Annotated in this window: 13 protein-coding genes; 7 read left to right on the top strand and 6 right to left on the bottom strand. The window is 32.8% G+C overall.

Going from position 1 to position 14,687, the window contains the following annotated elements; all coding sequences use genetic code 11:
- The first annotated feature begins 417 nt into the window (after positions 1–417).
- Complete coding sequence (locus BN2390_RS18785; RefSeq protein WP_053985827.1) at positions 418–2,250, top strand: family 10 glycosylhydrolase; 1,833 nt, start codon at positions 418–420, stop codon at positions 2,248–2,250.
- Positions 2,251–2,634: 384 nt separating this feature from the next.
- On the opposite strand, the gene BN2390_RS18780 is transcribed toward BN2390_RS18785, so the two are convergent.
- The 4 genes from BN2390_RS18780 to BN2390_RS18765 all read right to left on the bottom strand — a co-directional run bounded on the left by BN2390_RS18780 (position 2,635) and on the right by BN2390_RS18765 (position 5,034).
- The gene (locus BN2390_RS18780) at positions 2,635–3,093 is read right to left on the bottom strand and encodes a DUF4430 domain-containing protein (RefSeq protein WP_053985826.1); all 459 of its coding nucleotides are present in this window, start codon (positions 3,091–3,093) and stop codon (positions 2,635–2,637) included.
- An 87-nt stretch (positions 3,094–3,180) separates the two neighbouring features.
- The gene (locus tag BN2390_RS18775) at positions 3,181–3,723 is read right to left on the bottom strand and encodes a hypothetical protein (RefSeq protein ID WP_053985825.1); all 543 of its coding nucleotides are present in this window, start codon (positions 3,721–3,723) and stop codon (positions 3,181–3,183) included.
- Positions 3,724–4,620 (bottom strand): DUF5685 family protein, encoded by an 897-nt coding sequence (locus BN2390_RS18770; RefSeq protein WP_053985824.1) that lies wholly within the window; start codon positions 4,618–4,620, stop codon positions 3,724–3,726.
- Between the two features lie 12 nt (positions 4,621–4,632).
- On the bottom strand, positions 4,633–5,034 hold the full coding sequence (locus BN2390_RS18765; protein WP_053985823.1) for a tetratricopeptide repeat protein: 402 nt from the start codon (positions 5,032–5,034) through the stop codon (positions 4,633–4,635).
- 149 nt (positions 5,035–5,183) lie between these two features.
- On the opposite strand from BN2390_RS18765, the gene BN2390_RS18760 reads away from it, so the two are divergent.
- The 5 genes from BN2390_RS18760 to BN2390_RS18740 all read left to right on the top strand — a co-directional run bounded on the left by BN2390_RS18760 (position 5,184) and on the right by BN2390_RS18740 (position 11,813).
- Positions 5,184–5,969 (top strand): hypothetical protein, encoded by a 786-nt coding sequence (locus tag BN2390_RS18760; RefSeq protein WP_053985822.1) that lies wholly within the window; start codon positions 5,184–5,186, stop codon positions 5,967–5,969.
- Positions 5,970–6,227: 258 nt separating this feature from the next.
- The gene (locus BN2390_RS18755; RefSeq protein WP_198524948.1) at positions 6,228–7,778 is read left to right on the top strand and encodes an LTA synthase family protein; all 1,551 of its coding nucleotides are present in this window, start codon (positions 6,228–6,230) and stop codon (positions 7,776–7,778) included.
- A 52-nt stretch (positions 7,779–7,830) separates the two neighbouring features.
- On the top strand, positions 7,831–8,292 hold the full coding sequence (locus tag BN2390_RS18750) for a hypothetical protein (RefSeq protein ID WP_053985820.1): 462 nt from the start codon (positions 7,831–7,833) through the stop codon (positions 8,290–8,292).
- A 125-nt stretch (positions 8,293–8,417) separates the two neighbouring features.
- A complete protein-coding gene (locus BN2390_RS18745; protein WP_053985819.1) occupies positions 8,418–10,709 on the top strand; it encodes a copper amine oxidase N-terminal domain-containing protein in 2,292 nt (763 codons plus the stop codon).
- A gap of 177 nt (positions 10,710–10,886) precedes the next feature.
- The gene (locus BN2390_RS18740; RefSeq protein WP_242847697.1) at positions 10,887–11,813 is read left to right on the top strand and encodes a polysaccharide deacetylase family protein; all 927 of its coding nucleotides are present in this window, start codon (positions 10,887–10,889) and stop codon (positions 11,811–11,813) included.
- Positions 11,814–11,926: 113 nt separating this feature from the next.
- Here the strand turns inward: BN2390_RS18740 and BN2390_RS22310 are convergent, their stop codons facing one another.
- Together BN2390_RS22310 and BN2390_RS18735 are read right to left on the bottom strand one after the other, a co-directional pair.
- Positions 11,927–12,046, bottom strand: coding sequence for an OadG-related small transporter subunit (locus BN2390_RS22310; protein WP_198524947.1), 120 nt, complete (start codon positions 12,044–12,046; stop codon positions 11,927–11,929).
- Between the two features lie 19 nt (positions 12,047–12,065).
- The gene (locus tag BN2390_RS18735) at positions 12,066–13,187 is read right to left on the bottom strand and encodes a sodium ion-translocating decarboxylase subunit beta (RefSeq protein ID WP_053985818.1); all 1,122 of its coding nucleotides are present in this window, start codon (positions 13,185–13,187) and stop codon (positions 12,066–12,068) included.
- Positions 13,188–13,327: 140 nt separating this feature from the next.
- Here BN2390_RS18735 and BN2390_RS18730 point away from each other — a divergent pair, with 140 nt between their 5' ends.
- Positions 13,328–14,665 (top strand): MATE family efflux transporter, encoded by a 1,338-nt coding sequence (locus BN2390_RS18730; RefSeq protein ID WP_053985817.1) that lies wholly within the window; start codon positions 13,328–13,330, stop codon positions 14,663–14,665.
- Positions 14,666–14,687: the final 22 nt, after the last annotated feature.

The raw sequence follows: 14,687 nt of genomic DNA, 5'->3' as shown, positions 1-14,687 counted from the left end.
ATTGTTGTAGATACTGTAAAAGGATAGTGAGTGTGTAAAATAGAAATTTATTCAGTTATAAATATAAAGCCATGCATAGTTACAATCTATGCATGGCTTTTAAAGTTGTAAGAGTATAGGATTATGTGATGTCTTATTTAGTATCAGGATCTTTGATACCTGCTTTTGAAGAAATATGACCTTTTGTATTACCTGTTTTAGGGTCACTAGATGTTTTGCCATTATCTTTATAATGTTTGTTCATGATGTCCTCCTTGGTTGATTCTTATAAATTAGTATTATCAAAAGGTATAAAATCATACCCTTTTTTCAAATTCTTTACGATTTCATGACAAAACCCTAAACAGGCATATTATGGTATATAATAGATGAGTATAATAAAAACGTATTAAAATAAGACAAAAAAGGAGAAGAAAGATGAAAAAAACAATGATGGCATTACTTGTTATATTCTCCTTGGTAAGTATTTTTCCAAGCCAAATACAAGCAGCTCAGCATACTGATGATATGCGAGCAGTATGGATGGCAACAGTAAGTAATATTGACTTCCCAAGCGTACAAAATAAGAATAATGCCACAGCTCAAAAACAAGAATTTATCAAAAAATTAGATCGTATGCAAGAAATTGGGATTAATACGATTATGGTGCAAGTAAGACCAAAGGCAGATGCTTTATATGTCTCAAATATTAATCCATGGTCAGATGTTTTAACAGGAACACAAGGATTATATCCAGGATATGACCCATTAGCGTTTATGATTGAAGAAACACATAAGAGAGGAATGGATATCCATGCATGGTTAAATCCATATCGTGTAACGCAATCAGGAACAGATTTAAATAGTTTAAGTTTAACCCATCCAGCGAGACTTAATCCAGAGTGGGTAATGTCTTATAACAATGCTTATTACTATAATCCAGCATTAGAACAAGTAAAGCAACACATTGTAGATACTGTTGAAGAACTTGTAAAAAACTATGATATTGATGGTATTCATTTTGACGACTATTTCTATCCATCTAATTATCCACTTCCAGTAGGTGAAGATAGAGATGGGCCTACTGCAAATGCAAGAAGAGAACATATTAATGATATGGTAAAACGTGTAAGCAAGGTTATTGAACGTACAAAGCCTAATGTGATGTTTGGGATTAGTCCAATTGGTATTTGGAAAAACCAAAAAAGTGATCCAACAGGATCTAACACAGGTGGAGGAGAGTCTTACTACACTGTTTGTGCAGATACAAGAACATGGATACAAAATGAATGGATTGATTATGTAGTACCTCAGATTTATTGGGAGACAACACATCAAACAGCTAACTACAAGACACTTGTAGAGTGGTGGTCAAATGAAGTTAAAGGAACAAAGGTAAAACTTTACATAGGGCAAGGTATCTACAAAGATACTGTAGCAGAAGAAATGATTACTCAGTTAAAAGAAAATGAAAAATACCCTCAGATTGAAGGTAGTATTTATTTCAGTATGAAAGATTTAATGAATAATAGGAAAGGTGTCTCAACAGCATTACAAACTTACTATAAAGGCTCCTGGGTAGATGATAGTGATGATGAGATCAAGGATGACCAGGTAGATAGTGGGCAAATAGGTGATACTTCTAATCCAGAATTAGTAGGGAAAATGGGCGTTGTTACAGAAGATAGTCTTAACTTTAGAGAAGGACCAGGAACTACTTATAGTAGCATTGGCAAATTGAATAAAGGGACAAAAGTAACTATTTTTGCAGAGGCAAATGGATGGTATCAAGTAGGACTTACAAATGGACAAGTAGGTTTTGTAAGTTCTAATTATGTTCGTATACTAGGAGATAATGAAGTAGTTGAAGAGGAGGATCAAGAAGTAATTATTCCACCTAATTCAAATGATCAAACAGTAAGTGATGGAACAATCAAACTAATTATTAAGGGGAAACAAGTTAAGCCACCAGTAGCACCATTTATTCAAAATGGGACAACACTTGTACCACTTCGTATTATTAGTGAAAACTTAGGTGCAGAGGTAGAATGGGAAAGTGAAAGTAGAAGTATTATTATTCAACAAGATAATAATATGATGGTTTTAACTATAGATAGCAAAAAGGCTATGGTTAATGGGAAGACTGAAACTTTACTTGAGGCACCGCAAATGGTTAATGGAACAACAATGGTACCCATTCGCTTTATTAGTGAAAAATTAGGAGCCAAAGTTGATTGGAATAGTAGTAGTAAAATTATTACAATTGAATAGAGTTGAGTAGTGTGTAGGATAACTACACACTACTTTTTTATTGATTTGTAAAGTTATGTTTAATTTTTTGTAAGTCATATATTAATTTATATTAAATAACTTAGTTCACTACATAAGTTTGTAGTGTTCGTTACATAAATAAAAAAAGGCACTAAAAAGTAGATATAATCTATTCTCATAAGGGGAAAGCAAGAACAGGGGAATAAAAGAAGTAGTATTGCTATAAGGGATGGCAGTACTATAAGGGGATAGAAGTGCTATAAGAGATAGAGAACGTAGGGGAACGGAATATCCAAAGTAATAATATCTATAGAAGGTATTAATAAAGAAGGAACGCAGAATCTTAATGATGAATGCGTTCCTTTTTGTATGTTTAAGATTTATTTAAGGTGTATTATTTTTTCCTGCAGTGTTTTTAAAAGGTACGCCAATATCTATGCCATCATTGGTTGTATAGACCCATTCAACAATATCTCCACTTTTAAGTGTGTAATCAGTAGGAGGGAGAGATGAAAAGGTACCATTTACTTTATAAAACCAACGACTAGAGCTACCATAATCGTTTTGAGTGATATTATTAATACTTGTAATATAAGCGTTATTATTTTTTCCACCTAATACATAGGGGATGTTTTGATTAGTAAATACTTCTATTGAGGCTTGAAGAACGGAATCACCAATAGTAACATCTTCTGGAGTAGGAGGTAGTAAAATTGTAGCAGCACTTGGTCCGAGTACAGAGAAAGTAATTGGCATTGTATCTGAGTCAGATTGTCTATAAGATGCTTTTTGATGATTTAAATAAAACAAGCTTAGTGCTGCTAACGGAAGTAAATTATTCATAGTCATCATCCTTTAACAAAAGAAATACTCTCTGTATTTAGTCTATTCTATAAAAGAAAAGAAGTTACAAATACAGAGAGTATAATATTACTTTATATGTTGTTCACAGTAAGTATAATAAAAATCAATAAGTAATGTAAATGCATAATCGAAAATAATAAAACCAATTTGAGCTAAAACAAAAATAATAACAGTAGGTGGAAGTTGTAAACCAGGAAATAACTGATGTATTAAGTTAATCAGTCCAGCAAAAGCACCAGGGGTTATTAAGTTATCAAATAAAAAATAGGCGAGAGTAAACATTATATTGAAAAAAATAAGTTTTAGTAACCATTCCAGAGGAATACGATTTAGTTTTTCAATAAAATATTTAATGATTCCGTAACAGCCAAAGAATAAGATATAAAGTAAACTAATGTTAAGTGGTAAAAGAATAACCCCTAATAAGCTAGAGGTTATATAGACCATTAAGGAAGTCTTTACATTTTCTCGAATAAGTGCAATAGGTACAGTAATAGATGCTAATGTAAGCAAAGTCAGTGTATTTGTTGGAATGAGTAAAGTTAAATACAAGATAATAATAGTAAGTGCAGTTAAAATACTACCACTTACGAGTTGCTTTGTAGACATCTATTTACCTCCCTTACAATGATGGGCACAAGGAGAAATGATTTTATTATATTTATCCATCATGCCTAAATTAATAATATTATGAAGTAGTACACGATGACGTTTGAGTGGTAATGCTTTTAAAAGATGGCTACAGTTATAGCCACAGTTTAAAAGTGTAAAACTAATAGGTTCACGAATTTTTTTAACTAAAGTTTCATAGCTTAAATCTTCATGATTATAAAGAATAACAATAGGATTAAATTGCCCAGTTTTCATATCCTTTTCTAAATCATCTAATGCATCAATAACATAAATCCACTTTCCGAGGGCATACCCAAAATCAAAAAGCTGTTCTCGAAGTTCAGGGCTATCATTTTCAAAAGAATAAGGATAGTGTTTTAAAATATTAGCCACGATCAAGCTAGAAGGATGGCTGATTTCATCAATAGAATCAAAATCCTTATTTTTTTCAAGAACATGTAAATTTTTTAATTCACGTTCAATTAAGTGATTAACTTTGACTACATCAGGGCTAAACTTAGAACTGTAGGGTTTTAAAAGTGAAGCAAAGGCTTCACTTTTAAGATTGCGTTCGTCTTCTACATCATCTAGAAGTTTATAGTATGCTAAGGATACATTCATACTTGCTGCGTAGTCTAAAGCTTCATTATTAACAATCATAGGTTTGCTCTTGACAGGATGTACCATACAAGAACGTTTTTGTACGTAAGCTTTATTTGGACTTAATCCATCTAAAAGAAGAGCCAGTGCAACGAGGTCGTAATTAAGAACCATACGTGGAAGTTGACCAAAGTTTTGCTTAATATGAGAACATAGACCACAATAATAGGCTTTAAAGGCTTCAAATTCACGTACTTTAAGTTCATCTTTTAAGGGTGTAACATAACCAAACATAAGAAGCCCCCTTTAAATACATTCGATTAAATCGCCACCCATACATTCACAACAAGAGTCTAGGCAGATAAGATCAAGACAACTAAAGTGACAACAATCATCGTCACAACAGCAACAACAGCATCCGCTACGTCTTCTATAGCGTCTAGCATTATAGTAGTCATCACTATAACGACCAGGTCTAGCCATAAAGCTAGCAAGTTGCTTTTTATAACCTTCATTAGAAGGATTAAGTGCAATAGCTTTTTCTAAATGACTTTTAGCTGAGTCAAACCATGCTTTTTGCATTAATACTTTACTATATAAAAAATGCCATTTATCATCTTTAATAGGATGACCAATGAGCCAAGATTCCGCTTTTTTAAATTCCCTATTAGAAAGAAGGGTACATACTTCCTCATAAGTGGAAGACATGAAAATCACCTCGTTTTACTTATCATTTTTATTTTATTCTATTATAGCAAGTTAAGTACATAAATACTATAACAAATTAATGTGGTCTAATGATTAAAATAGGTATACAATAGTTAATGATTTGAATAGCAGAAGGTAGGATGAGAACAATGGATACAATTATATTTTTATATTATAAGCATGAAATATACGTAGGAGATTATTACAAAGAGAAAATTAAAGAAGTTAAATTTGAGAAAGCAGATTCGTGGGAAGTGTATCATTATGAGGATTTTGAAAAACTATTGGAATATATGCAATATCCTCTTAAGTATAATAATTTTAAAAATAACCGTCTCATTTTTCTTTTTGACGACATACGCTTTTATGAATGGCTTATGAAGGCAAAGCGATATGTGGCACAAAGTGAACAAATCTATGCCGAACGTATAGAACCAATGCTAGAGGTTGTACAAAAAGAGCAAGGGCGTATAATAAAAGAAGGTAATGAACATGAGGAAGAGGCAGATAAACTTCCTGCTGCAGTTGCTGACATCTATAAGTATGTATTAGATATGGATTGGAGTAAGTATGAAACCACCTTACGATATGAATTAGTACTTAGCCCTGCAACGTTATATAAAAGAAAAGAAGAAGGGAAAAAACAGTATTTGCATGTTGAAGATATTGTAGATTTGAACTCATTGATTGCAGATGAAACATGGGTAAAAAAAGGAGATGAAGTTTTAGAATACGATCACTATGTAAAAAAACTTTTTGGAGGCACTAAAATAGAACATTTAAGTAAAAGAGTAAACTCTGAAGGTTGTTTTTATTGGCATTTGCCTCAAAAAGATGATAGAATTTTTGTTAATAAAGATGAAGTAATTGGAGTTATTGACTATAAAAAAGGAACTAGAGAAGAGATGCTAGGATGGTGTAAAAAGATTTTATAAGAATGTGGTGAGGGAATGAAAAGGGATTTAAAAAAAGAATTTTATATAAGTTCAGGATGGATGATTCTATTTAGTTTTCTTATTTTATTTTGTGGGGAAGCACTACTCAGGCAGAATTTCTTTGGGCTTTTTAAGTGGGTATGTGACTATCCTAAAAGCTTTATTATAAATTGGATTTTAATTTTTAGTTTACTTATGATATTTTCCATAATGTTTAATAAGATAGGAACTAGTGTATTGATTGTAGGTGGAATCTATATGACACTATGTATCATCTCTTTTTATAAGTTTGTCATTAGTGGAGAATATTTAGTACCGGCAGATTTAGCACTTGCAGGGGAAGCTGCGAGTATTAGTAAAGAGATGAATATACGAATAGAGCGAAATGTTGTAATAGGCGTACTTTTGTCTATCACTATCATTATTAGTGCATTTAAATGTAAATGGATTGAGTTAAAAAAAGGTTATCGCTTTGTTGGAACAATACTTTGTGCTCTTTTATTTTTTACAACAGCAATAGTAGGCGTTAAAGTGTGTCCTAGTGAGAAGGACATCAGCGTTCATTCCTCAGATCTTACAGTAAATGAGCAGTATAATGAAAATGGGTTTATAGTTGGCTTTACTCAAGAAATTATGGAACTTATGCTAGAGAAGCCAGAAGGTTACAGTGAAGAAGAGGTGCAAAGACTGCTGGCACCTTATCAAATGGGTACAGAAGAAGAAATGAAAGTTAAACCTAATATTATTATGATTATGAATGAATCGTTCTTTGATGTAACAAAGCTAGAAGAAGTAAGTTTTTCAGAGAATCCTTTAAGTAACTTTAAAGATTATCAAAATAGCTTTGCAAAAGGAAGTATTGCTACTTCTATATATGGTGGGCGTACGAGTCAAACAGAGTACGAGGTTCTTACAGGAGAATCTGTATATTTTACGGACCCAAGCAATATTGCATATAGTAAGTTTGTACATGAAGATACTCAAAGTATGGCAAAGTTACTTAAGGCAGAAGGCTATAAGACAGTTGCTTTACATGGATATGAGAAGAAGTTCTTTTCACGTGATGAAGCTTATCCAAACTTAGGGCTTGACCAGTTTATTGCAAGTGAGGATTTTGAAAATCCTAAGTTAGCAAGGGGCTATATCTCGGATGAAGCTTTAGTAGACAAAATTATAGATCTATATGAGCATAAAGATAATAATCCTTTGTTTTATCATGTTGTAACCATGCAAAACCATATGCCTTATAGTGATACCTATACAGCGAATAATATTACGGTATCCCATCCTAATTTATCAGATACACAGCTAAATAGTTTAACCAGTTATGTAAATAGCATAAAGGATTCAGATAAGGCATTGAAGCAGCTTATAGATTATTTTAGTCAAGTAGATGAACCAACGGTTATTGTTATGTACGGTGATCATTTACCAGCCTTAGATGAACAATATGAACTATATAAAGATAGTCATTTTATAGAAGGGAACTTTGATAAGGAAGACTGTGTAAAACTTTATCAAACACCTTTTGTAATATGGAATAATTATAATTTACCTCAGAAGGATTTTGGAACCATTGATGCAACGTATTTAGGGGGTCAAGTATTAGATTATATTGGTTATCATAAAGATGCCTATATGAACTACCTTTTAGATACGAGTAAGATATTAAAGGCTTATGGAGAGCATTTTGTTATTGATGGAAAAGGGCAGATTAAAACTTTAGAAGACTTAACAGAACAAGAAAAAATAACACTCAATAACTTATGGATGATTCAGTATAATAGACTTGGCATTGAAGAAAATTGATGATAAGCTAATAAAAGAATAAAAATAGACTACAGTAAGGAAGATGACACTGATGATGAAACAACTTGATACACTTAAATATACAAATGATGAAGTGATTTTTGTAAAAGCAAATGGTGAAGAATTAAAAATGCCAAACTTAACAGCTCTTACAAAATTATACTATCGAACAGATGATGAGGATCTTAAAGAACGTATTAAAGCTATTTTAGAGCATGATATTGCAAGTCTTTTAATCGCAGAGATTATGATAGATATGCAAAATGACCGTGTGCAAGAACGTCTTCAAACAGGGGAAATTAGCAAGAATATGGGGCATGTAGGGACATATAATATTATTCTTGAAAGCCATAGAGAACAGGCAGAAATACTTTTTAATGAACTTGTGGCAAAAGGTGAGTTATCTGGAACTTTTGAAGAGGTACTTTTTGCAACCTTCCCATGTGGTCTTGTAGTGGAAAGAGCTAAATTTCCTCAATATGAAAATAAAGAGTATCTGGTAGAAATTTTATAATAAGAATAGAATGTTAAAATTTGATAACATTCTATTAAACTAACTTAACAAAAATTTAAAGTGTGTTAAAATGAAAGATGTTACTAAAAATGAACGCGTTTAAACCGGCAAGGAGGTTAGAATATATGCGAAAAATTTGGACATTATTCATGGCTGGCACACTTTTTTTTAGCCCAATTTATGTGCAAGCAGAAGAACTCGATCCAATCAAAGAGGTATTAGATAGTATAGAAACTAGTCAAGGGAAAGATGAAAACTTAGGTATCGTCATTGGTGAAGATGGCAATCCAATTGGTGATAATCCAGGTGTGCTACCAGAAAAAGATAAAGTAGAGGAGACACCTGTATTACCAGAAGGGACTCTAGAAGAAACAATACCTAAAGAAGAAACAGAAGTGGAAGGGGAAGTGTCAGAGGAAGTACCAGGAGAAACTGAACAGGTTATAGATCCTAATAAAGTATTACTTACTTTAGATAAGACAACAGTATGGTTGTATGGAGAAAAAAGAGAACTTCTTTTAGCACCTAAAGTTGTTGAAGGGCGTACTTATTTGCCACTTAGATTTGTAGGAGAAGAAATCCTACAAGCTCAAGTGGAGTGGTTGCCTGAAACACAAGAAGTACGTGTGACAAAAGATGGTAGAGAAGTTGTACTAAGCACAAAAGAAGCAAAGGCATTTGTAAATGGTGAAGAGGTAGCAATAGAAGCTATACCTATTGTAGAAAATGGTACAACACTTTTACCACTACGTTTCATGGCAGAGCAATTTGAACTTCTTATTGAATACGATGCACCAACACGTACAATTTCTATTGAAAAACCTGTAGAAGTTCCCAATACTCCACCTATTGCACAATTTGAATTTGTATCAGAAAGTTATGTAGCAGGTCAAACTGTACAGACTATAGAATCAAGTTTTGATCCAGATGGACATAGAATTACAGAACGCCAGTGGATGATTGATGGCGATCAAACGAAAACAGCATCAAGTCTTGAAAAGATTTTTAAAACACCAAAACAAGGGTATTATGAAATTGCTTTAAAGGTTAGAGATGAGAGAGGTCTTTGGAGTGAATGGACAACAAAGACTATTATGATTTTACCAAATGAGGCTCCAGAAGTTGTAACATTTGAGACTGTTAAGAGCCACTATAAGCAAGGTGAAGCAATTACTTTCGATTATGAGTACGATAATGAAGAATGGGAAGATATTGTAGCTGAAAAATGGACTTATCGTAGTACAAAAGATCCAGCAAACAACTACTTATTTACAAAACCAACTGCCATTTACACAGAAGGCGAATACATAGTAACATTAGAATTAAAAGATGCATATGGAAATTGGAGTACAAAAGCACAAACAACAGTGGAAGTAACAGATGAAACGTTACAAACTGAGTTTGAAGCAATCTTTAAATCGGGTAATATAGGCAACACTATTGCAAACTTTGAAGGAACAAACTATCAAACCTATAAAGAAGCAGATGCAATGTACTTAGAAGATACTAAAGGATTACTTATGATGAGTAACTCTCCTGAAGTAGTGACACAAAAAGGACTTCTTTATGAAGATACTTTAATTGGAACAGGACGCGTTATGTTCCATCATATTAATAACTTTGACAGTACAGATAACCAATTAGATAAAAAACGTCTTGTTGTTATTGCAAAAAATAATACTGAAGCACCTGTAGCGGGAACAATTTCTAAACTTACAACAAAAGGTCCTTCTGATGATGTACTCTTTGTAGGACAGCAACTTCTTTTAAGTTATTTAGATAATAATTCAGTACAAAGCCTAAACTTACAACCAGGTGCACAGCAAATTATTTATGATAGTCAAAATAAAAACTGGTTAAAAGGTCAAGCAATTTCCGGAATGTTTGATGTAGAATTAAGTGGTCCTGTAACCTTTACAGTAGCACTACTTGGACAAAATGATACAATCGAAAATATCCCTCTTATGCCAAGACCAGATAGAGATGTACACCCAAGAGGAACATTTGGCATTTTAGATAAAAATATTATGATAGACCTAAGGGATGAAGAGGAAAACACAAAATTAGTTATTGGAAAAGATGCAACAGAATGGGTACAAGGCTATGATGCTTTACTTGGTACAGAGTCAGCTAATAGAGGTAACTTTGGTGTGAACTATCATGTTACAGTAACTGCTAAAGAGGATACAGCAGTTATTTTAAATCCTCGTGGTAATATGTTTAAAGGTGCGATCAAGTGGGAGAATGATAAAGCCTACTTAACACCAACTTCTGGCTATTTCCCAAGTTCTAATCGTGCTGCATTTGTAGGTGTAATTAAAGCAGGTGAAACAAGAACATTTACTTATATGTTACCAAATGGATCTTCTGCACCCGTACTCTTTGGCTTTATTCCAGAAAGTCAATGGGGAAAATAGATTATTTATAAAAAAGTTAAAAAGTCAGGATTTAAAATATCCATATAGAGAAATAGGATAATTAACATAAATAGCGGAAATAATAAAGAGAGCAAAAAGATTGGTAGAAATTACAATCTTTTTGCTCTCTTTTATTTTTATGAAATGGCACATAATAAGCCCAAAGGAGATGGTCGAATGAAAAAAATTACTTTAAGTCTATCTTATATTGTGATAGCTTTCTTAGTTGTCCTTGGGTGCAATCAGTTTATCCTAAATCATGAGATAGGACAAGTAAGTGAACAGGTTATGGAACAATTTGTGACTCAACCAGCAGAAAAAAATGAAGAGCATTCTACAGAACCCAATGTAGAAAAAGCAATTGGACAAATAAAAGATGAAACAATGGAACAACTTATTGAAGAGCCTCTCATTCCTAAACCTGATCCCGAAAAGAATCAATCAAAGGAACAAGTTCAAGAAAATGTAGATGAGGAAGAGAAAGTTGTATATTTAACTTTTGACGATGGTCCAACAGGAAAAGTGACAGAAAAAATATTAGATATATTGAAGGAACATGATGTCAAAGCAACTTTCTTCGTAGTAGGAAAGGAAATTATACAAAGGGAAGAAGTACTTAAACGTATTCACGAAGAAGGACATAGTATAGGACTTCATACTTATTCTCATAACTTAAAATCTATTTATGCTAGCGATGAAAATTTCTTAGCAGAAATGGAAAAGACAACAGACAAAATACATGAAGTACTTGGCGAGGATGTAAATCCAAAGATTATTCGCTTCCCAGGTGGTAGTTCAGGAAGACTTAGTGAAGGACTTTTAAATAAGCTACATGATGAAGAGTATAAAATTTATGATTGGAATGTAAGCTTAGAAGATGGTGTGAATCCAAATTTATCACCAAGTCAGATGGTTCAAAATGCAAAAAAATGTAGCCGTAATACAACAAAACGTATTATTCTAGCACATTGTAACTCAAATAATAAGAATACCTATAATGCACTTCCTGAAATTATTAATTATTATAAATCTCAAGGATATGTTTTTAAAGCTATTAATGAGCAGACACAGGAATTTTATTATCGTATTAAAACAAAAAAATAGTAGCTATGAAGAAGTAGACTACTTAATGCAAAATGAGCTCTAAAACTAATATAAATTTAGTTTTAGAGCTCATTTATTTATGTGTAGCAATAGATATGAATTATGTGATTGGTTTATTTAGAATGAGATTTAGCAAAAAAGTTAAGTAGTTTAATCATTATATAGATGATACCCATAACAATAAAGATACCACCCATACCACCCAACATAATCATAAAACCTTCTTGTAACATAGTACGCCTCCTATTGAAATTAAAGTAATAGAGCTAAAATCAGTCCTCCAGCAATAACAGAAGCAATCTGTCCAGCAACATTAGCACTTACAGCTTGCATAAGAACAAAGTTCTGAGGGTCTTCTTCTTTAGCGAGTTTTTGAATAGTACGAGATGACATAGGGAAAGCAGATATACCAGCTGCACCTACCATAGGATTAATCTTATCTTTTCTAAAAAGATTAATGAGTTTTACAAAAAGAACACCACCGATAGTATCGAAAACGAAAGCGATAAGTCCCATAGCAATAATAATGATTGTACTTGTCTTTAAGAAAGTATCTGCACGCATAGTAGAAGAAATAGCAAGACCGAGTAAAATGGTAACAATATTTACAAGCTCATTTTGTGCGGTTTGGCTTAGACGGTCTACGACACCACTTTCACGCATAAGATTTCCAAACATTAAGAAACCAATGAGTGGAATAGAGTGAGGCGCTATAAAACCAGCAACTAAGGTTACGATGATAGGAAATAATAATTTAGCACGTTTTGATATATGGCCAGAGGTATAAGTCATACGTATACAACGTTCTTTTTTTGTTGTTACACACTTAATAGCTATAGGCTGAATAAGTGGTACAAGAGCCATATAAGAGTAAGCAGCTACAGAAATAGGACCTAGTAAGTTTGGAGCAAGTTTACTTGCAACGAATATAGAAGTAGGTCCATCAGCAGCACCAATAATACCGATAGAAGCAGCTTCGGGTAGAGAAAAACCAAAAAGTAATGCAATGATGAGTGTAAAGAAAATACCAAATTGAGCAGCAGCACCTAAAAAGAGCATAAAAGGCCGTTCAAGTAGAGGACCAAAATCGATCATTGCACCAATCCCTATAAAGATAAGTAAAGGAAAGAGTTCAGTGGCAATTCCATTGTTAAAGAGTAGATCTAAGATTCCTTCCATTGAGGTTCCTTCGGTAGCCTGTGTAATAGCACCCGAAAGAGGGATATTGACTAGAAGTACGCCAAAACCCATAGGGAGTAAAAGTGTAGGCTCGTATTTTTTTACAATAGCTAAATAGATGAGGAGAAAGCCGATGAGAATCATAAAGAAGTGACCAAAGGTGAACTGTTTAAAGCTTTCGTACAAGATTTCCATAATAACACCTGCCTAAGCGAAGGATAATTTATAGTTATATATATTAGATTGAAAGAATAAATAGTCCAAAACAGTAGAAGTTTGAAAGCGTTATTGATATAATAAAACAGTTTATATCGTACAACAACTGAGGAGGCAAGATGAATACAAAAATTAACAAGAATACTTCACTATTTATGCTAACATGGCCTATTATTGTAGAGCTATTATTGCAGATGCTTATTGGAAATGTGGATCAGATGATGATTAGTAGATATTCACAAACATCAGTAGCAGCTATTGGAAATGTCAATCAGATTATGACACTTCTTCTTATTACTTTTAACATCATTACTATGGCTACAACAATTTTAGTTTCACAATTTTTAGGTTCTAATAATAAGGAAAAAGTATCAGAGATTTATTCTTTAGCAACGTATACAAATCTCTTTTTTAGTATTGTTTTAGGAAGTATTATGATTATTTTCCATAAACCTATTTTTACACTCATGAATATGCCAGCTGAATTATATCAAGATGCAACCATTTATATTGTTATTGTGGGTGGGATGATTTTTTTACAAGGTGTATTTATGTCTTATGCGGCTATTTTTAGAAGTAATGGTCTTATGAAGCAAACTATGATTATTTCCATGATTATTAACATTATTAATGTAGTAGGGAACTTTATATTCTTAAATGGATTATTTGGTTTGCCACAAATGGGTGTAACAGGGGTTGCCATGTCAAGTGTTATCAGTAGATCCATAGGGCTTATTGTAGTTATGTGGTTATTTAGCAAAAAGTTAGATGCCAAGATAAGCATCAAATATTTAAGACCATTTCCTAAGGAAACTTTAGCAAGTTTATTAAAAATAGGTGTACCATCGGCAGGTGAGTCACTATCTTATGATATTGCGCAAATGTGTATTTTAGCATTTGTCAATACAATGGGTACATATGTTGTTGCAACAAGAGTTTATAGTACAATGATTACGAATATATCTTGTATCTATTCAGCGGCTATTTCATCGGCTGTACAAATTATTGTGGGGCACTTAATTGGAGCAGGAGATATTGATGATGCAGATGAATTAGTAATGAAAATCCTTAGGCCAACAGTACTTATCTCATTAGTAGTAGCCATTTTACTTTATCTAGGAAGTGATATTTTCTTTGGATTATTTACAAAGGATCCAGCTATGTTGGCATTGGGAAAACAGATTATGTTTATACAAATCTTTTTAGAAGTTGGAAGAACATTTAATTTAGTAATTATACGTTCGATGCAAGCAGCAGGAGATATCAAGTATCCGGTTATGATAGGGATACTATCAATGTGGGGTGTAGCGGCACTATTATCATATGTATTTGGTATTATTCTAGGTATGGGATTAGTAGGGGTATGGATTGCTATGGCCCTTGATGAGATTATAAGAGCCATTCTTGTTTATAGAAGATGGAAAAAAGGAACTTGGCGAGGACGTGCTTTGATATAGAAGGAATATTGTATAATATTCT

It is taken from the genome of Niameybacter massiliensis (genome assembly GCF_001282685.1).
Taxonomy (GTDB): domain Bacteria; phylum Bacillota; class Clostridia; order Lachnospirales; family Cellulosilyticaceae; genus Holtiella; species Holtiella tumoricola.
The sequence above is the reverse complement of the archived record's forward strand: the minus strand, read 5'-3'. Positions and strand labels throughout refer to the sequence as shown.